Annotated in this window: 19 protein-coding genes and 1 pseudogene; 7 read left to right on the top strand and 13 right to left on the bottom strand. The window is 43.3% G+C overall.

Features of this window, described 5'->3' with window-relative positions:
- Positions 1 to 17: 17 nt before the first annotated feature.
- The 9 genes from ABOA58_RS05815 to paaK form a co-directional block, all read right to left on the bottom strand.
- Positions 18 to 791 carry an enoyl-CoA hydratase-related protein gene (locus ABOA58_RS05815; RefSeq protein ID WP_350301598.1) on the bottom strand — a complete coding sequence of 258 codons (774 nt, stop codon included), beginning with the start codon at positions 789 to 791 and terminating at the stop codon, positions 18 to 20.
- A 10-nt stretch (positions 792 to 801) separates the two neighbouring features.
- The gene (locus tag ABOA58_RS05810) at positions 802 to 1,578 is read right to left on the bottom strand and encodes an enoyl-CoA hydratase/isomerase family protein (protein ID WP_350301597.1); all 777 of its coding nucleotides are present in this window, start codon (positions 1,576 to 1,578) and stop codon (positions 802 to 804) included.
- The gene (locus ABOA58_RS05805) at positions 1,575 to 1,880 is read right to left on the bottom strand and encodes an EthD family reductase (protein ID WP_034314904.1); all 306 of its coding nucleotides are present in this window, start codon (positions 1,878 to 1,880) and stop codon (positions 1,575 to 1,577) included. Before ABOA58_RS05805 ends, ABOA58_RS05810 begins: the two co-directional genes overlap by 4 nt.
- Positions 1,881 to 1,900: 20 nt before the next feature.
- The gene (gene paaD / locus ABOA58_RS05800) at positions 1,901 to 2,398 is read right to left on the bottom strand and encodes a 1,2-phenylacetyl-CoA epoxidase subunit PaaD (protein ID WP_252280041.1); all 498 of its coding nucleotides are present in this window, start codon (positions 2,396 to 2,398) and stop codon (positions 1,901 to 1,903) included.
- A gap of 24 nt (positions 2,399 to 2,422) precedes the next feature.
- Positions 2,423 to 3,223: a 1,2-phenylacetyl-CoA epoxidase subunit PaaC gene (paaC, locus tag ABOA58_RS05795; protein WP_350301596.1), complete on the bottom strand. Its 801-nt coding sequence runs from the start codon at positions 3,221 to 3,223 to the stop codon at positions 2,423 to 2,425.
- The gene (paaB, locus tag ABOA58_RS05790) at positions 3,213 to 3,572 is read right to left on the bottom strand and encodes a 1,2-phenylacetyl-CoA epoxidase subunit PaaB (protein ID WP_350301595.1); all 360 of its coding nucleotides are present in this window, start codon (positions 3,570 to 3,572) and stop codon (positions 3,213 to 3,215) included. Before paaB ends, paaC begins: the two co-directional genes overlap by 11 nt.
- 18 nt (positions 3,573 to 3,590) lie before the next feature.
- Positions 3,591 to 4,547: a 1,2-phenylacetyl-CoA epoxidase subunit PaaA gene (gene paaA / locus ABOA58_RS05785; RefSeq protein WP_350301594.1), complete on the bottom strand. Its 957-nt coding sequence runs from the start codon at positions 4,545 to 4,547 to the stop codon at positions 3,591 to 3,593.
- 129 nt (positions 4,548 to 4,676) lie between these two features.
- Entirely contained in the window at positions 4,677 to 4,916 is a 240-nt protein-coding gene (locus ABOA58_RS05780) for a ferredoxin (RefSeq protein ID WP_133349024.1), read from the bottom strand.
- 115 nt (positions 4,917 to 5,031) lie between these two features.
- Positions 5,032 to 6,360, bottom strand: coding sequence for a phenylacetate--CoA ligase PaaK (gene paaK, locus ABOA58_RS05775; RefSeq protein WP_350301593.1), 1,329 nt, complete (start codon positions 6,358 to 6,360; stop codon positions 5,032 to 5,034).
- A gap of 256 nt (positions 6,361 to 6,616) precedes the next feature.
- On the opposite strand from paaK, the gene ABOA58_RS05770 reads away from it, so the two are divergent.
- The 3 genes and pseudogenes from ABOA58_RS05770 to ABOA58_RS05760 all read left to right on the top strand — a co-directional run bounded on the left by ABOA58_RS05770 (position 6,617) and on the right by ABOA58_RS05760 (position 8,971).
- Positions 6,617 to 6,970: a DUF485 domain-containing protein gene (locus tag ABOA58_RS05770; RefSeq protein WP_350301592.1), complete on the top strand. Its 354-nt coding sequence runs from the start codon at positions 6,617 to 6,619 to the stop codon at positions 6,968 to 6,970.
- Positions 6,967 to 8,510: pseudogene (locus tag ABOA58_RS05765) on the top strand (solute symporter family protein). Before ABOA58_RS05770 ends, ABOA58_RS05765 begins: the two are co-directional and overlap by 4 nt.
- 14 nt (positions 8,511 to 8,524) lie before the next feature.
- The gene (locus ABOA58_RS05760) at positions 8,525 to 8,971 is read left to right on the top strand and encodes a PaaI family thioesterase (protein WP_054397372.1); all 447 of its coding nucleotides are present in this window, start codon (positions 8,525 to 8,527) and stop codon (positions 8,969 to 8,971) included.
- A gap of 137 nt (positions 8,972 to 9,108) precedes the next feature.
- Here ABOA58_RS05760 and ABOA58_RS05755 read toward each other — a convergent pair whose 3' ends face one another.
- From ABOA58_RS05755 to ABOA58_RS05740, 4 genes are all read right to left on the bottom strand, one after another.
- Complete coding sequence (locus ABOA58_RS05755; protein ID WP_350301591.1) at positions 9,109 to 10,488, bottom strand: allantoinase; 1,380 nt, start codon at positions 10,486 to 10,488, stop codon at positions 9,109 to 9,111.
- Between the two features lie 30 nt (positions 10,489 to 10,518).
- A complete protein-coding gene (locus tag ABOA58_RS05750) occupies positions 10,519 to 11,781 on the bottom strand; it encodes a pyridoxal-phosphate-dependent aminotransferase family protein (protein WP_350301590.1) in 1,263 nt (420 codons plus the stop codon).
- A gap of 14 nt (positions 11,782 to 11,795) precedes the next feature.
- Positions 11,796 to 13,043: an allantoate deiminase gene (allC, locus tag ABOA58_RS05745; RefSeq protein WP_350301589.1), complete on the bottom strand. Its 1,248-nt coding sequence runs from the start codon at positions 13,041 to 13,043 to the stop codon at positions 11,796 to 11,798.
- A 197-nt stretch (positions 13,044 to 13,240) separates the two neighbouring features.
- A complete protein-coding gene (locus ABOA58_RS05740; RefSeq protein WP_350301588.1) occupies positions 13,241 to 14,296 on the bottom strand; it encodes a Rieske 2Fe-2S domain-containing protein in 1,056 nt (351 codons plus the stop codon).
- Between the two features lie 299 nt (positions 14,297 to 14,595).
- On the opposite strand from ABOA58_RS05740, the gene ABOA58_RS05735 reads away from it, so the two are divergent.
- From ABOA58_RS05735 to uraH, 4 genes are all read left to right on the top strand, one after another.
- On the top strand, positions 14,596 to 16,212 hold the full coding sequence (locus tag ABOA58_RS05735) for a PucR family transcriptional regulator (RefSeq protein ID WP_350301587.1): 1,617 nt from the start codon (positions 14,596 to 14,598) through the stop codon (positions 16,210 to 16,212).
- A 158-nt stretch (positions 16,213 to 16,370) separates the two neighbouring features.
- Positions 16,371 to 17,696, top strand: coding sequence for a nucleobase:cation symporter-2 family protein (locus ABOA58_RS05730; RefSeq protein ID WP_350301586.1), 1,326 nt, complete (start codon positions 16,371 to 16,373; stop codon positions 17,694 to 17,696).
- Positions 17,697 to 17,711: 15 nt separating this feature from the next.
- Positions 17,712 to 19,205, top strand: a complete 1,494-nt coding sequence (gene pucL, locus ABOA58_RS05725) for a factor-independent urate hydroxylase (RefSeq protein ID WP_350301585.1) — start codon at positions 17,712 to 17,714, stop codon at positions 19,203 to 19,205.
- Positions 19,206 to 19,214: 9 nt separating this feature from the next.
- Positions 19,215 to 19,574: a hydroxyisourate hydrolase gene (gene uraH / locus ABOA58_RS05720; protein WP_350301584.1), complete on the top strand. Its 360-nt coding sequence runs from the start codon at positions 19,215 to 19,217 to the stop codon at positions 19,572 to 19,574.
- Positions 19,575 to 19,647 lie beyond the last annotated feature (73 nt).

Genomic DNA, 19,647 nt, shown 5'->3' with positions numbered 1-19,647 from the left:
CCACTCCCTTTTCTATATTACTTGCCTATGAATTGAGCTTTCCTTTTTTCGGTGAATGCTGCCACACCTTCTGCATAATCCTTCGTTAAGCCAGCAATTCGCTGACCCTCCGCTTCTTCTTTTAAGTATTCTTCCAATGAAAGGTGATAGGACGCCTCTAAGTATCTTTTGATTAAACCGATCGCTTTCGTTGGTTTGTTTGCGATATTCTCTGCAAAGGCTTTCAATTCCTCGTTCCATTCCTCCAAAACTATCACTTTTGTAGCGAGTCCGATATTTTTCGCCTCGCTAGCCGTAACCTTTTCCCCCAATAAAGATAATTCCAAGGCTTTCGCATGACCAACGATCCGCGAAAGGTAATACAGATTCCCCGAATCAGGAATCAACCCGATATTGACAAAAGCATTTAAAAAACTGGCTTTTTCAGAAACAAGCCGGAAATCGCATGCCAGCGCCAGACTGAAGCCAGCACCTGCAGCCACTCCATTGACTGCTGCAATGATCGGTTTTTCACAGTTTGCTATTTGCTGCATCATCGGACCGTAGTCTTCGCGCAGCTTCTGGCCTAAATTCAAGCCCTCATCAACATCCGATAAATCCTGCCCCGAACAAAAGGCCCTGCCTTCCCCAGTAATGATAATGGCCCGCACTTCATCTGACCCCGCAGATATTTTTATCGCTTTCTGTATTTCCTTATTCATTTGGGACGTAAAGGCATTAAGTTTATCAGGACGGTTCAAAGTAAGCCATGCCACTCCATTTTCAACCCTATATTTGATGGTTTCGTACATAGAGCACCCCTTATCCGCCTGTAAAATCCGGCTCTCTTTTTTCTACAAATGCTTTCATTCCTTCTTTTTGGTCCTCTGATGCAAAAAGAATATAGAAGTTCTTCCGTTCAAATTGCATGCCCTCATATAAGGGGTAATCAACGGCTTTATTGACGGATTCTTTAATCAGCCTTACAGCTAACGGGGGTTGCTTTGCTATCTTCCTGGAAAAATCAACCGTTTCTTCCATTAACAATTCAGGTGCCACGATCTTATTAATGAAACCATATTGTAGAGCTGTCTTTGCCTTTATCCTTTCAGCCGTCAACATCCATTCAAGTGCCTTTGTCTTGCCCACCAATTTCGTCAACCTTTGGGTTCCTCCCGCACCAGGCATGACCCCTAGTGTCACTTCCGGGAAGGAAAACTGGGTATCGCTGGCGGCAATCAGGAAATCACAGGATAAAGCAAGTTCAAAACCACCGCCGAATACAAAACTTTTCACCGCACCAATCACAGGCTTCTTGACCAGGCTTATTCGGTCCCAATCGGCAAATTGGTTCGTTAACTCCATACTGATTGGATCATCGTTCACCATCTCGTCAATATCAGCTCCAGCGGAAAATGCTTTTCCATTGCCCGATAGCAAGATCACCTTCACTTGCGGGTCCCGGTCGAACTCTTCCATGGTTAAAACTATTTCCCTCACCATTTTCCTGTTAAGGGCATTCAGTTGCTTCGGCCGATTTAAAGTGATATAACCAATGCCATCCGCGATTGACGTTTCAATGAATTGAAGCGCATTCATTTTATTTCTTCGCCGATCATCATCGTTACAAGTTTCCCGGCAAAGCCCATTAGGTCTTTCCCTGATGCCTTTCCTTCCGGGGAACGCATTCCTTGTTGCAATGCATCATGGTCTTCATAATACATTTCACAAAGGATGTAATACTCAGAGTCTTTGCCCATTGGGGTCCCTACAATTTTAGTGACCTCCATTTTTTGAAGTCCAGGAATTTTTTCCGTTATCGGACCATGTACATTGAAATAGTGCTCATCGAACTCTTCCTTGTTTTCAGGTTGTTTGTATAGGGCGATTAACTTTACCATTTTATAGAACCTCCATTTTATTAGATTATTTTTATCATTGGTTTCATCGCTTCGAACGGATTTTTGCATGCCTTACAATATAAAATGCTGCGGCAGGCCGTTGGACCGAAGATATTTTCCATCGTGACATATGTCGATTCACAATATGGGCAATCCACATGCCATGATCCATCACTTTTCATTTGTCGAGGAGGAGGGGAGATTCCGAAAACCTTCAATCCAGCTTTCCCCTTTTCCGTAATTCGATCGGATGTCCATGAAGGGGAACGTAAAAATTCCACACTTACATTTTTTACGGCAGGCAGCTGTCGAAGGGCTGTTTCCACATTTTTTTGAATGATCGACAATGCCGGGCACCCAAGAAAAGTTGGCAGCATTTTTACCGAAACATCCTGGCCCGAAACCGTCACGTCTTCAACCATCCCTAAATCCAGAATACTTACTGTATCGATTTCGGGATCTTTAACGTCTTCCAGGAGCTTATATATTTCTTCTGTGTTTAACTGTACGGTCGCCATGGTACCCCTCCCCTTTCTATTGATTCACCATGAAGCTGCTTTATCGCTTGCGTATACTTCACTTAGCGTTTCTAGTGCCTTTTCCAAATCTTCCGTATGCTGGCCATTACGACCATCACCTCTTGCCATCCCTATTTGAATCGTTGATGCCAAGCCGACACTTTCAAAAATTGGTGTGATGGCCTCGATCCATTTTTTCTGTAAGACAGCTTCGCCCTCTATCAAGCCGAGCTCAACCATTTCCTCTCCATATTGTCCAAGTGAAAATACGCCAGCAAAATCGGGCATTGTTTTCCCGATCGCCGCTTTCATTCTCGAAACCGCTTCCAAGTGACCAGATCCCAGCAATTGGACGAACCATGTTTTCCAGTGCATCAAATGATAGTAAAGTTCCATCTGTACCTTTTGGGCCACTTCAGCAAGCGGTTCATATGAACATGAATGAAGGGATTGAACCTTAATCGCTTTGGCTTGGGTATAAAAATAATTCCGCACTACCGCAAACGCCCAATCATAATCCGGGTCTTTCATGTAGTAGCCAGGACCATTGACCAATTCGAGAATGATCGCATTGCGCCGTTCCTTGGCGGGACGGTCGTGAGCCAGCTTATCAGCATCCCCTTCACCGAGTTCTTCAAGTAATTTATAATATATGGCTGCATGCCCCATCGTGTCTTGAGATATCGAAGCGGATGCAACATCTTCTTCGATATGCGGTGCGAGTCCCAACCATTCTGCACCACGGTATGAATGGATGAAGTCATCGTCAGCCAGTTGAAGCAGCAATTCCTTGATTGCGATGTCCTTCAATGATTCATTCTTCATTTTTCACACCTCCAGCCCAAGACATTATCTCTTTTTCATCGAGCATTCCCTGCTCATACTTCCGCCATTTTTTCTTTAAATACCCGTATCCTTTTGTGGTCCTGTAGTCTTTATTATCGATACGTTGAAGCGTTTTCTTTTCCTCGGCCGTCATTTTCCGTATATTCTGTCTTTTGACAACCCAGATATCATCTACAGCTTCACGTCTCATGAAATTTTCTTGTGCCATCATGATGGCGATATCCTCATTCGGGGCCAACAGGCTAAAATGATATTGAACGGGTGAGGTTTGTGTTTTTCGGCTAAATACTTCAAATTCTTCAAAGTAAGTTTTTTGTCTAGTTTCCATATAGTCCTTCCCCCTCCCTTAGATGACTTTCGGCGCTAATGCTTCGCGCACCCATTTATTATTTTCATAAGAAATTCTTCGAAGACTTAAGCGATCCTGTGAACGGGGCCCTTCATTTCTTGCGTACACCTTCAATTTCCCCCAGTCGGGTTGTTGGTAAATCCAGGTTTCCGATTCTTTATCAAATCGAAGTGTTTCATCGGGAATGGTATAGCCGAGTGAAAGAATCCGCTTAACATATTTAGAAAAGAAAGCTTGGCGAAGCTCTTCATTGGTACTTGTTCTGATTCTGTACTTAATCGTTATATCCTGTTTGGATGAGCCCACTTCTTTCTTACTCGGAGGTCCAAAGAAGAGTAACAAGGATTCCCACCAATAATTAATGGAGTCTTGAACCAATTTCCTTTGTTCTTCCGTTCCTTCAGCCAAAGCCATGATGATTGCTTCACCATGCTGAGCGTGAAAAACTTCTTCCGCGCAAATCCTTTGCAGCGCACGGGCATAAGGTCCGTATGAAGCGCCAAGCATGTTCGTTTGGGAAATGATCGCTGCCCCATCAACCAACCAGCCAATCAATCCTGCATCTCCCCAAGTTTTTGCTTCCATATGGAAAACATTATGAAACTTTAAATCTCCTTTAAATAAATCTTGCATAAGGTCATCCCGTTTTTTGTTATAAGGCTTTAGCAAATCCTCCGCGACTCGAAGCAGTAATTGTCCATGCCCCATTTCATCCTGCACCTTTGCCATGATTCCAAGTTTTCTATTTAAGGTCGGAGCTTTAGGTACCCATTCCTTTTCTGGAAGCGCCCCCATGATTTCACTTATGCCATGCATTGAAATTAATTTGATGAGGGTGCCTCGGTAATCTTCAGGCATCCAATCATCCGCTTCTATCTTTTCTCCAGCCTCGATTCTGGCAATAAATTGATTTAGCTTTTCTTGTTCTGCCATATCATTTAAAAGAACGTTCATCCAAAACACCTCTTATTCGATAATATATAACGTTTATATAACGTTATTATATTTTATTGTTATATTAAATGCAACACTATTCTGTCTTTTTACTGAATAAAAGGAAATTATCGGAATTGGACCAGACTTTTATTCAACTAATACGTTAAACGGCGACGATTCCACCTTGATGGACTCTGTTGGGCAGCCCTCCAGTGCATCATCCAAGTCATCAAATAAATCTTCTTCGACTTCTGCGGTGCCTTCATTTTCATCCAGGATGACGAATGCGACTCCCTCATCATTGTAATCAAAGATTTCCGGCGCAGCGGCACCGCATGCACCGCAAGCAATGCAAGTTTCTTGATCCACAATTGCATATTTAGCCATGATGCCTTCCTCCTTATCTCAATTTCATTAATTCTTTCTGCTTTCCCTACCGTCCAATTATCGTAACGTCCACTGCAGTTTTCTTATTCATACACCCTTTTACCCACTGCCCCATTCATACGCTAATGATTTCATCATTCCGTTTATCCACGACACGAATGGCTTTTCCTTCTGAACGCGGAATGCCTTTTGGAATGTTAACAACAATATCCATCGTTACAAGACATGTGGATTTCATATGATGTTGAATCGTTTTCTTTAATTTCTCTACTTTTATATGCGCTAAGTCTTCTTCAATCTCTTTGTAGAAACCGCTTTCAATTTCTATATGCAGTTCAACACTATCCATATTCCCCTTCTTAACGAGGTGAATCTGGTAATGAGGAACAATACCCTCCATTTGGAATAACACACGCTCAATTTCAGATGGAAATACATTCACTCCCCTGACTATGATCATATCATCCGTTCTTCCTTTAACACGGGACATTCTTGTTGTGGTGCGTCCGCATTTACATGGTTCATGGGTAATGGAGGCAATATCGCCTGTACGATAACGAATGATTGGAAGCGCTTCCTTTGTAAGGCTTGTAAAGACAAGTTCCCCATCCTCGCCGTCCTCAACCGGTTCAAGTGTATCCGGATTAATGACTTCAACAAGGAAATGGTCTTCTGCGATATGCAGTCCATCCTGTGCTTCATGGCATTCTATTGCAACTCCTGGCCCCATGATTTCACTTAAGCCATAAATATCGACTGCTTTCAAATTAAGTTTCTTCTCTAGGGTAGCCCTCATTTCCTCTGACCACGGCTCAGCTCCGAAAATCCCATACTCAAGCCCATTGTTGGCTGGGTCAAGCCCCATCTCTTCCATCTTTTCTGCAATATTCAATATATAAGAAGGGGTTCCACAAATCCCACGCGGTTTAAAATCATTGATGATCGTAATCTGGCGATCGGTATTCCCCCCTGAAATAGGAACTGTGGCAACCCCTAACTTTTCTGCACCGCAATGGAGGCCCAGTCCACCTGTAAACAGACCATATCCATATGCGTTATGGAATATATCTGACTTGCGTCCTCCTGCAGCCACGATTCCACGTGCGACGATCGTTGCCCAGTTTTCCAAATCATTTTTCGTATACCCGACAATGGTAGGCTTCCCGCTTGTTCCGGATGAACCATGAATGCGTGTTACCTCTTCCATTGGAACGGCAAATAAACCGAACGGATACTGGTCACGAAGAGTCTGTTTTTTTGTAAATGGAAGCTTTGACACATCGCTTAAAGTTTGAATATCCTCTGGATCAATGCCCATTTCTTCAAACTTTTCTCTGTAATAAGGTACATTTTCGTATACATGGCTAATCGTTTTTTTTAGTCGTGCCGTTTGAAGACTTTCCATCTCAGCGCGGCTTGCCGTTTCAACTTCAGGATTGTACATTGTTTCAGCCCCCTCAAATTAGCTAGTGTTCCATCCGACTTCTCATTCATAACGATATTAAAACGGAATTTGAATTTATTGTTATGCTTCATTTTAAGATTAATACGTCATTTTAACGATGTCAATCATGTTTTGTATAATTTCACAAAACTTTTTTAATTTACATAATTTTCTGACTATGTTAATTTAATAATGGTATATCATATTTTTAGTTACTCGTTTTAAAATCGTACTATAATTAAAAAGGGGGCTTATTATGGAACAACCGATTAAAATGGGTCATTTAGCAGAAAATCATGACAACGAAACTAAGTATCGTCAATTAATTGAAACAGATGAGTTCAAGGATTTACTTCAAAAGAAAAAAGCTTTCATTGTACCTGTTACTCTATTCTTTCTTGCTTTTTATTTTATTCTGCCAATTTTAGCTGCTTATACGGATGTATTGAAAGGTGAAGCTTTTTTCAATATAACTTGGGCATGGGTATACGCACTACTCCAATTTGCTGTCGTTTGGATCGGGGGAATTGTATATATAAAAAAATCGGCGAAATATGACACAATGGCTAAAAACATTTTGAATAAATATCAGGAGGAGCTTGGCAAATGAGCATGTTATCCCTTACGCTTTTTTTAGGAATCATTTTGTTAACGCTTACAATAACCTATTACTCTTCTAAGAAGACGAAAAATGCCAGTGATTTTTATACTGCCGGCGGCGGATTGACAGCATGGCAAAACGGACTGGCCGTAGCAGGTGACTTTATGTCAGCCGCTTCTTTCCTGGGAATTACGGGTGCAATCGCACTGATTGGTTTCGATGGCTTTTACATGAGCATCGGGAACCTTGTTGCCTTTCTTGTCTTATTGTATCTTGTGTCGGAACCACTTCGCAATCTAGGTAAGTTTACGCTGGCAGACATGATTTCAGCACGCTTCAAATCAAAAAAAGTCCGTGGGATAGCTGCGGCTAACACACTTGTCATTTCAATCTTTTACATGATTGCACAACTTGTCGGTGCAGGAGGTTTAATTAAACTGCTGCTCGGCATCGATTATTGGCTATCCGTTTTGCTTGTCGGTGTACTGATGACGATTTATGTAATTTTCGGCGGGATGACAGCGACAAGCTGGGTGCAGATCACCAAAGCGGTTCTCTTACTAGGCGGTTCTGCTGTGTTGACGTTCATCGTATTTTCGCGTTTTAATTTCAACATTTCGGAGATGTTCCATCATGTCAAAACTGCAACACCGCTTGGAAAGGAATTTTTGAATCCAGGAAATAAATACACCGATGGACTCGACATGATTTCATTTAATATGTCGCTTGTCCTTGGGGCAGCCGGCCTTCCGCATTTACTCGTCCGCTTCTTTACAGTAAAGGACGCAGCTACTGCAAGGAAGTCCGTCGTATATTCCACATGGTTTATAGGGATATTTTTCATCATGACTATTTTCCTTGGTTTCGGCGCTGCATCTTTCGTCGGGTTTGATCGGATCGTCGAAGCAAACCCTGCTGGAAATATGGCCGCACCCCTTCTTGCATTAACCATGGGCGGTGAATTTTTATTCGCATTCGTTTCTGCTGTAGCATTTGCCACGATTTTAGCGGTTGTATCCGGTCTTGTTTTAACGTCGGCATCCGCTTTTGCACATGATATATACGGTGAAATCATCAAGGATGGAAATATTACGGAAAAACAGCAAGTACTCGTTGCCCGATTGGCTTCTGTCGGCGTAGCGGTCATTTCGATTCTACTTGCTTTATTCGGACAATCAATGAATGTCGCTTTTCTTTCAGTCCTTGCGCTTGGAATTGCTGCCAGTGCCAATTTACCGATCATCCTTTGCACAATATATTGGAAACGCTTCAACTCAACCGGAGCGATCACAGGAATGTCATTCGGGTTACTCAGCTCCATCATACTGGTCATGCTCAGCCCCAATGTATGGAACCTGGAATGGGGATTTTCACAGGCGATCCCCTCTTCACGATGAGCAACCCGACCATTTTCACCGTGCCGCTCGGCTTTATTGGAGCTTATTTAGGCACAATCTTGTCAAAGGCAAAAGATGAGGAAAACAGTTTTGCTGAAGTACTGTTCAAATCAAACACCGGATATGGGATAAGTTCAGCAAAAGACCATTAAGAAGGGGGATTTCCATGACCACACATTTAGATCAGGATATTCACGAATTGCATTATGATCAAATCAAACAAGTTCTGGCCGACGAACCATATGCTTCTTTTCTAGGGATGAGATTGACGAAGCTCGGTCCCGGGACAGCGGAAGCAGAATTGATTCCAAGTGACCACATGCTAAATAGCCACGGAACGGTTCACGGTGCGATTATCTTTTCACTTGCTGATTACGTGTTCGCCGCAGCCAGCAATTCATATGGCAAAATTGCGGTTGGCGTTTCAAACAACATCAACTTCTTATCAGCTGGCAAACGGGGTGAGACTTTAACTGCCAGAGCGGAAGAGATAAAGAAAAACCATAAACTGGCATGGTATAAAATAGACGTGTTAAATGAAAGGGAATTGATTGCAACCATGGAAGCGATGGTATACAGGAAAAATCAATATTTCGTCGACCAAGTTGAATAAGTAACGCTTGAAACCGGACAAGCAATCATCTTGTCCGGTTTCTTTTCCCCTTGATTTGCCCATGATACATACGCAGAGCTAATAAAAAGGGGATCCCCGATTTGGAATCCCCCTCCCTTATTTTATAACCCTTCTTCCTAGCTATTGACCGCAATACTGGAATCTATCACTTTTAGCCACTCCCCACGCTCCCTTTCACTGATTACATCAGACTCGTAAACTATTTTCCCTCTATTAATGGTAGCCGTGATTTGGCAAGGAAAGGTATGGCCCATATAAACGCTTTGCTTATGTTTCGCGAAGAAATTCGTTTCCGAAACTTCATGCGTACCATTAAGTGAAACGATGGCAAGGTCTGCATCCTTCCCTACCTTAATTTGTCCTTTTCTAGAGGAAAGACCGAACCTTTTTGCCGGGGCTGAAGCTGTCCACTCAGCGATTTTATGAAGCGGGATACCATGTAAAACTGCCAATTCTATCATCGACATCAGCGAAAATTGCCCCCCGCTTATTCCGCCCCACGCTTCAAAAATATTATGTATGGCAGGATCTTTCAGCTCATAAGGGCATGGTGAGTGGTCAGAAGAAATCATATCGAATTTCCCTTCCATTAAACGGGTAATCAATCTTTCTTGTTCTTCTCTTTCCCTTAGCGGGGGAGCACATTTTGCAACCGCGCCTTTTTCTATTAAATCATCCTGATTGAATAATAAATAATGCGGACACGTCTCGACCGTCACATCCAGCCCCTTTTGTTTGGCCGATTCAATTTTTTCGATGGCCAAACTACTGCTAATATGGACAAAGTGCAGCGGACAGCCCGTTAACTCTGCATATGTAATGGCACGTTCCACAGCCTCCGCTTCCGCTTGCACAGGTCTTGTAGCTGCATAATCATTCGCACTGAATAGTCCATCCTTCTCTTTTTCCCGCTTGAACCACTGAGTGATCGGATCACTTTCCGCATGAAGGGCCAAGACCTTTCCCAATTCCGCTATTTTCTTCATTCCATGTAAAAGGGTGAAATCATCTGCCCGTTCAAACTCCTCATTTCCCGTCGCTGAAAGAAAGGCCTTAAATCCGATGACTCCGGATTTGGCGAGATCCTCTAAATCATCGATATTTCCCGGGACCAGTCCTCCCCATAATCCAAAGTCTACAACCGACTTCATCTCACCGAGCTTGCCCTTTTCAAGGAAAGCCTTTCGATCAATCGTTGAAGGGATTCCATTCAATGGCATATCGAAATATGTGGTGCAGCCTCCCGCCGCCATCATTTGCGATCCTGTTTCAAAGCCCTCCCAATGAGCGCGGCCAGGTTCGCTAAAATGCACATGGACATCAATCATACCAGGAAAGATATGCTGGCCATCCGCTTCATACTCTGCTTCACCTTTACCATCCAGGATATCCCCAATCTTAACAATCACCCCATCCTGGATGGCGAGATCAGCTTTCTTCACTCCATCAGGAAAAACTACATATCCATTGCGGATAATAAGATCATATATTGACATACGGACCACTCCTCCAAAATAGTTTTATAATCAAAGAGAACCCCTTGATGCAGACACTTTCTCCGTCTTTCCCACATACACATCCAGTGCAGCCTGCAAAGCCTCTCCCCGATTAACTTGGAACCCCTGGCGCAAAAGGACAGCTTCCAAGGAAGCCAATACAAAGAGGATGTTTTCTTTCCTGCAACTGAATCCCATGGTCCCGATCCTCCAGATTTTCCCGTGAAGCGGACCAAACGAGGAAGCGATTTCGATGCCAAATTCATTCAACAGCATGGCTCTTACAGCCTCACCGTCGATTCCTTTTGGAATTTCGATGCAAGTTACACACGGAAGTTTGTTTTTCCCATCCCCGAATAACGTTAGCCCCATTGCCTTGATCCCTCCAACGAGAGCAGCTTCGTGGAGTTCATGACGGGCAAAGCGCGTTTCCAGACCTTCTTCAAGCACAAGGCGCAACCCTTCACGTAACGCATAAATCATGGAAGTAGCTTCTGTATGGTGATTCAAGCGGCGCGGTCCCCAATAATCCTGCAGCATGCTTAAATCGAAATAATTACTGGTGATCGGACGGCGGAGCGAAACCTTTTGGTTGTCTTCATCCGTCGCAATACCACGTTCCACCTTTTTGCGGGACTGGATGATTTCTTCTATTCTCTCATTATACGTAATCGGTGCCATACCTGAAGGAACGGACAAGCATTTTTGCGTCCCTCCTATCAACCCATCAATACACCATTCATCCACCTTAACATCGGTGCCCCCGATGGAGGCAACCGCATCCACCACAAGCAGGACACCCAATTCACGGCAGGCCAACCCGATTTCCTTCAAAGGCTGCATACAACCAGTGGAAGTTTCCCCATGAACGATTGCTGTTATTTTAGGGGAGACTTTCTTGATTTCCGCGATGACAGCTTGCGGTTCGAACACCTCTCCCCAAGGACATTCCATCGTATGGACTTCAGCTCCGTATCGCTCACAGATTTCGACCAACAAATGACCGAATCTACCGAATATGGGAACCAGAACCTTATCTCCCGGCTCAATGATGCTGCATAAAATCGCTTCATTACCCGATCTTGAGGTGCCATCGATCGGGAATGCCCATTTATTTTTCGTTTGAAAAACCAAACGCAGCATTTCCATCACTTCATTCATGATTGTAGTGAATGCAGGATCGAATTGCCCTAATATCGGTGTGCTCATCGCCCTTAAAACACGCGGGTCCACTTCGACCGGTCCTGGTGTCATGATCGTTCTCATCGGTGCATTCAATTCTGAATATGCCATTTTCCCCAACTCCTTTAATAGGCTAATTTATATAGTATTTCACTTAAAACGTCGATTCCCTTTTCCATATCCGCAACACTCGTAAACTCCTTAGGCGAATGGCTGATCCCCCCCTTACTTGGAACGAACAGCAAGCAAGTCGGACAAAACGAACCAAATACCTGTGCATCATGGCCGGCTCCGCTGACCATATCTTGGTATGGTATATTTTTATCTTCAGTTATCTTTCGGACAAGGCGATTCATTTCCCGATCCATCGCAACAGGTTTGACATCCATCCATTGTGAAACCTCCAACTTCATTTCAGCCTCCTTTGCCAAGGAATCGAAAGTCGAAAAGATTTCCTTACAAAACCTTTCAAGAACCTCTTCCTCGTGATGCCTGATATCGAGACTGAGCTCCACTTCACCAGCAATGACATTCGGAACATTAGGCTTAACATCCATTCTGCCAACCGTCGCAACTAAACCCGGGTCCATCTCCTTCGCTTTTTTCGTTAAAAAAGAAATGAATTCCGAAGCAAAACCGACAGCATCCTTCCTGTATGACATGGGAGTGGTGCCCGCATGATCACTCTCACCCATGATTTTAACCGTATAACGGCGCTGCCCGACAATATGGCTGACGACCCCAATTGCATTCTCATTCTTTTCAAGCACCATCCCCTGTTCTATATGAATTTCGACGAACCGTTCAATATCATCGCGGACCGGGGTTTTATAGGCTTCAGGTTCAAACCCTGACTTTTTCATGGCTTCCAAAAAAGGAATTCCTTCTGTATCTTTTAAATCCCTGACATGCTCAAGACCATAGATTCCTTTAATATTCCTCGACCCCCAAAACGTTAAGGGAAATCTGCTTCCTTCCTCCTCACAAAAGGAAACGACTTCAATCGTCTTTCGCGGCGCCCCATAGGCTTTATACAACCTCTTAACTGCCAGGAAACTAGCGATGACCCCATATGCGCCGTCATATTTCCCCCCATCCTTGACCGTGTCTATATGAGAACCAGTCAGAATGATTCCACCGGAGAGATCCGTTCCCTCAAGCCTGCCAAACAAGTTGCCTACACTATCAAAATATGTACTGAGCTTTTCTTTTTCCATCTCAGCTTTCATTGCCTGCTGAGCGCTCATCCATTCCTTGGAATATAATAACCGGGTCACCCCATTATTCTCCGTTGCCCCGAAAGATGCCAACCATTCTATCATCGACGCAACATCATCCTTTTCATCTATGAATTTTTCGATTTGAATGCCCATCACATCGCTTCCCTTCTCAATATCCATTCATGTTATGAATATTCACAAATTTATGTTATCTATTATTTTACTTGCTTTCGCATTTAACTTCATTGACAATTCTGTTAGTATTTCGGTGTTTTTTTGTGCAAAATAACCAACTGAAAGTAAGCCAATAAAAGAAGAGAGCGCCCATTAAACCGGACACCCTCTTTTTATCAACTTGTATAATTTGAACCTAAGCCCAATTCCCTCAATAGCTGACGATAAGCGATCGACGTCTTATCTGCCGCGATATGCGCTTCCGCTTGCAAATCGAGAGGCAGCTCCTCCGGCTTTTGATTTTCCACCATTTCCTTATCTTCATTGAAAATCTGCAAATTGAATTCATAAGTATCTTCAACCGGGGCATCTATATCAAAGTTACGGGCCATCGGCGAAAACATTCTTGTCTTTCGTGCCGAAACCGGACTGGCACAGTTCAGGATGTGAAGTTTTCCATCCTCCGGGAAATGGACAGTAAGCTTGGCCGCCAGCGGTGGATAGATATCAAAAACACGCAGCCACTCAAAGTTGTCAGGTTCTAAATGCCGCATGCCTTTTCCGTAATTACTGACGGAACTTAAGTATTCCACATGCAGGCCATACTCCGTTTTTTCCACCTTATAACTAGGAACGATAGGATTGTTACGATCAGCGAAGCTTTCCGAATGAACCCAAGCAAAGTGGGACACATCCAAAAAACCTTCCATCTGCCGACCGGCTGAACCGGCAATGTCTATGGATGGCGGCAGGATGTTCAAATATTCCTCATCATCCCAGGCCGGTAACTTCGGAATATCCTCTTTATCGCTCGCAATCGAAGTCCAAACCAAGCCGTAGCGCTCTATCGCGGGATAAATATTAATGCAAAGACGCGGGGATATTTTAGCGTTGGGATGCGCAGGTATCCCCGTACAATTCCCTTCCGGACCATATCTAAAACCGTGGTAAGGGCATACGATATCATCACCATCCACCCACCCCATGCTTAATGGCACACCGCGATGCAGACAAAGGTCCCTCGCAACGATAATCTTCCCATTGGCCCGATAAAGGACAAGGTGCACATCCAGAAGTTTAATGCCTATCGGTTTTTCCGATACCTCCTCGACTGCAGCCACAGGAAACCAATATTGCGATAATACATCCCAGTCCCCTTTGCTGAATGTGCATTCTTTCGGAAACGGCGTTACTCTTTTTTTCTTACCGGAAGCAACTGTGCCTTCACTCATTTTATCGTCTCCCTTATCCTCACGTTAATTTTTTATAAATATTAACAAAATCGAGATAATATGTCACTAACAATGTTATAAAACCTAACACGCAAATACTTTTTTATTTATCCAGCAATCCATACAATGAAATTTGTAGGATATGCCAAAGGGTTTGTATGATATGATAATGAAAATCCGCAAAACACGTTAGTAAACGACTAATATCAGTAACACGCACTAATTTAAAACCGATTCATTTCCCTTGTATTTATAAACTTACACTCAATACTCAAATTTTCCAAAATGAGGTGTTTCAGATGAAGGTAGCCGAACTTTTAACATTGCCAGCATTAACCGGCATGCATTTAATTGCCGGAGGAACAGGGCTCGAACGGGAAGTCCGCACAGTCAATATGATGGACGCTCCGGATATCATCAACTTTTTAAAACCAAATGAATTCCTTGTAACGACCGCTTATCACATAAAGGACAAGCCGCATCTCTTGTCATCACTCGTCGAAGCGATGGCAAGCCAAGGCTGCGCAGCCCTGGGAATAAAGACAAGGAGGTACATAAAGGAAATACCTGAGGAGGCACTGGTTCTTGCCAATGATTTATCCTTTCCAATCATTGAACTCCCGGCCGAATTGTCACTCGGGGAAATCATCAACCATACATTCCGGGGGATTTTGGATCAACGTGCAGCGGAATTGACCTTTGCCATGGAAACACATAAGCAATTCACAAACTTAATCATGCGCGGCAAAGGGATTCAAAAGCTGCTTGATCATTTATCGGATATGATTGGATACCCCATCTTATTAGTTGACCAGTACCTAAAACCGATATTCCAACCAATCTCTACATCCGCAATTATTCCAATAATCAAAAAAATGAGCGAAGAGGGATTCCGATTCCACAAAACCAAAACGTCTTTCTTTTCATTTTCGTCCCTTTCCAATAAACAGCCCTATACCGTCTTCCCCATCTTTATGAATGAAGAAAAATTTGGTTATTTGACGATATCGGGAGAAATCAAGACTAGCGATAACCTCATAACATTGACGATAGAACAGGCAACCAATGTCATTTCTTTTGCCTTGATGAAAGAACACGCCCTTAAACAGCATGATCGGAATATCCGAAATGATTTCTTCCTTCATTTTCTTGATGGCAGTTTCTCCTCACAAGAGGAAATCATAAATCGGGCAAAGGAGTTTTCCTTACCCAATGAACAAACCTATATATGCGCAGTCGGAAAGATCGATGAATCCGATTCGGACATAAGTTACACACAGCTGCAACGAAGGGCTGATTCGATATACGAGTTTTTGGAAGATGAACTTTGCCTATCACCCAATCCCATTCATCTCTTTACCAAAGGCAAGAAATGCATTCTTTTATATGAAGTGAATGAAGTCTCTGCCGACGTTCTCCAGACTGTCGAAACCTCGCTAAAATCATTGCAAAGGATAACAGCCAGCCAGTTCGGCTGCACGATTTCTTTCGGAGTGAGCCATTTGAGCCAGAGTTTTTTACAGACCAAGAACTCTTTCAAAGAAGCGAACGACTCCCTTCTCGAAGGAGGTCTTTCGAAAAGGACCGAATACATCCAAATATTCCGAACGAAGGATATTATGGAATTATTGAGGATCATCCCCGAAGAAGACCTCATGAATTTTCACCATTATGCACTACAGGGATTTTCAAAGGTTTTCACCGAGGAGGAGCAATCTTTATTACAGACATTATCCGTCTATCTCGAAACTCATTGTCAAATATCTGAAACTGCCAAAAGGTTATTCGTACATCGAAACACAGTTGTATACAGACTCGAGAAATGCGAAGAGCTGCTCGGCAAGAGCCTGAAAGATTCGGAGACCACACTCCAGATACGGCTTGCCCTTCGCATTAAAACCTTACTTAAAATATAAAACAAAAGCCTCCCATCACTTTATGCAAGTTGTCTATATCCACAACTAAAAATTGTCTAATCTAACTAATGACAATTTTCTGATTTTTTATTATGATATTAATCATAACAGAATCACGTGATATAAAATGACATGCTATTGCAGAAGGGAGTTTTTTTATGAATGACAGAATTAACAAGTCCAAGGCCTTCTCGTTAGGTCTTCAGCACGTTCTTGCCATGTATGCTGGTGCCATATTGGTGCCGATCATCGTCGGCGGGGCATTGGGATTCAATTCTCAACAGTTAGCCTACCTTATTGCCATTGATCTATTGACCTGCGGGATCGCTACATTATTGCAATCTTGGAAAAATAAATATTTTGGCATTGGCCTCCCGATAGTTTTGGGAACTTCTTTCGTCGCAGTCACCCCCATGATATCCATCGGCAGCAATTATGGCATTTCCGCTATCTATGGATCAATCATCGCCGCTGGATTATTCATCATTTTTTTCTCCAACATATTTGGTAAACTGCTTAAATTATTCCCGCCTGTCGTGACCGGTACCGTCGTCATCATCATTGGATTATCCTTAGTGCCCACCGGCATAAAGAATATGGCTGGCGGTTCCGGCAGCAAAGACTTTGGCTCAGCCGAGAACTTGATGCTTTCTTTAGGAGTCCTCGCCGTTATTCTGTTAATCAATCGCTGCTTCACTGGATTCATTCGCTCCATTTCCGTTCTGATTGGCATCATAGCAGGAACGATCGCTTCAACGTTTTTTGGGAAGATGGACTTTTCCACCGTTGCCGAGGCTTCTTGGTTCCATATTCCCGCTCCTTTGTACTTCGGTACACCCAGCTTTGAAATAGCACCCATACTTACGATGATGTTGGTTGGCACAGTCATCCTTGTCGAATCCACTGGCGCATTCCTTGCTCTCGGAAAAATAACCGGCAGGGAATTGAGTGAAAAAGATATTGTCAAGGGCTACCGGGCAGAAGGCCTTGCCTTCACTTTAGGCGGGATTTTCAATGCCTTTCCTTATAGTACATTCGCCCAGAATGTAGGCCTCGTTCAATTATCCGGTGTGAAAAAAAGAACAATCACCATTGTAGCCGGCTTCATTTTAATCGGGCTTGGACTTGTACCGAAAATCGCAGCACTCGCTACCCTGATTCCTACTGCCGTTCTCGGGGGTGCTACCGTCGTCATGTTCGGAATGGTCGTTTCATCAGGAATTAAAATGTTGAATGACGTCGATTTCTCGGATAATGCTAATTTATTGGTCATTGCTTGTTCAGTCTCACTCGGACTGGGCGCCACCGTCGTTCCCGAGTTATTCTCAAGCCTGCCGGAAACAATCCGTATCGTTGTCGGTGATGGAATCATCACAGGAAGCCTGACAGCCATCATCCTGAATGTGATCTTGACTCCTCGAAGGAAAAAGGCGGCAGATAGAACCATCGCGGAAACAGATCAGTTCATGGCAAAAAGCATTTAAAAAGGAGCCCTTAGAATGATTACTATTAAGTCACTAAATGCAATTAGCGAAAAGGAGTTCACGATGTTCCTTGGTGATACTTTCGAACATTCACCTTGGATTGCAGAAAAGGCGGCAGCCAATAGACCATTTTCATCTATCATCAATCTGCATCGATGCATGGTGGACATTGTAAGCAATTCGTCAAAGGAAGAAAAGTTAACATTAATCAGGAAGCACCCGAACCTAGGGGACAAAGTTGAAATGAGTGATGATTCGACTAAGGAACAGCATGGCGCCGGTTTAAAGGACCTTACTGCCGATGAATATGAAAGTTTCATATCATTGAACCGGCAATATATGAATAAATTCGGCTTTCCATTTATCCTGGCTGTACGCGGTAAAGATAAAAATGACATATATCAATCGATGAAAACAAGGATTCACCATTCAGAAACAATAGAGTTCGATAAGGCCCTATCTGAAATTCATAAAATTGCCCTATTTCGTTTACAGGATAAAATAAAAATCGAAGGAGAGAATTCAATGAAAAATAAATCAGCCGCACAAACACTAAGTTATGGAAAAGGAAATGTTTTTGCCTATAGGACCTATTCAAAGCCTTTAACCGGAATCAAACAAATACCAGAATCCACTTTTTCAGGCAGAGATCATATCATTTTTGGCACCAATGTAAAAGTTTCCATTGGCGGCTCCTCTTTTCTTCCCTCCTTCACAGAAGGAGACAATTCCATGGTCGTCGCGACAGATTCGATGAAAAACTTCATCCAACGTCATTTAGCCACATTCAAAGGAGCAACATTAGAAGGATTTGCTTCATATGTGTCAGAAGCCTTCCTGAACAAATATCCTCAAATCGATACGGTTAAATTGATTGCCGAGGATATCCCTTTCGAAACTGTGACTGAAGCGACGGATCTTCAATTGAAACCGAGTGACCTTGTATTCAAAAAGTCCCGCAACGAACGGGCCAAGGCAGCCGTCGAAATCATCCGCGGGGAAAACGGCAGCGAAATCGTTCAGCAAAGCAGTTCCATCCTTGACCTTCAATTAATCAAAGTAAGCGGGAACTCTTTTGTCGGTTTTGTCCGTGATGAGTATACGACGCTTCCCGAAGATGGAAATCGGCCGCTTTTCATCTATTTGAATCTCCACTGGGTCTATGAGGATCAAAAGGATGCATTCGGCGTGGATCCTTCTAAATACGTGGCTGCTGAACAGATAATCGATATTGCTACATCCGTTTTCCATGAAATGGAGACTCCTTCGATCCAAAATCTGATTTATGAAATCGGCTGCCGTATTTTAACCAGATTCCCTCAGCTTCTTGAAGTTACATTCGAATCACAAAACCACACATGGGATACAGTCGTTTCCGAAATCCCGGCATTCAAAGGAAAAGTATATACAGAGCCGCGCCCGCCATATGGCTTTCAGGTCTTCACCGTTAAAAAAGAAAATCTCGAAAATAACAAAATCCTGGCTGCTGCTGAAGAAAACATCGGTTAAGGAGTATTTATGCCTGGTATAACAACACATATATTGGATTTAATGCATGGCCAGCCTGCCGAAAACGTGACGATTGAATTATATTTTTCCGAATCATCCACCGCTGACTGGCAGCTGCTCCAATCAGCGGTCACAAATACAGACGGGAGGCTCGATGCCCCGCTGCTAAACGCAGAAAACACTAAAATGGGAAACTACGAAATCATTTTTCATATCGGGGATTACTTCCGGAATAAGTCCATCGAGCTTCCTGATCCGCCCTTTTTGGACCAGGTACCCGTCCGTTTCGGACTATCTTCCCCATCCTCTCATTATCATGTGCCACTGCTCGTTTCCCCATGGGGCTATCAAGTGTATCGGGGAAGTTAAAAGAAACTGCCGGAGAAGACCTTCTCCGGCAGTTTCTTGTTTGATCGATTACAGTCAGGATAGTTAGCTGGAT

Origin of the sequence: Peribacillus frigoritolerans (genome assembly GCF_040250305.1) — a bacterium.
In the GTDB taxonomy this organism is placed as follows: domain Bacteria; phylum Bacillota; class Bacilli; order Bacillales; family DSM-1321; genus Peribacillus.
This window is presented reverse-complemented; position numbering and strand designations above follow the sequence as displayed.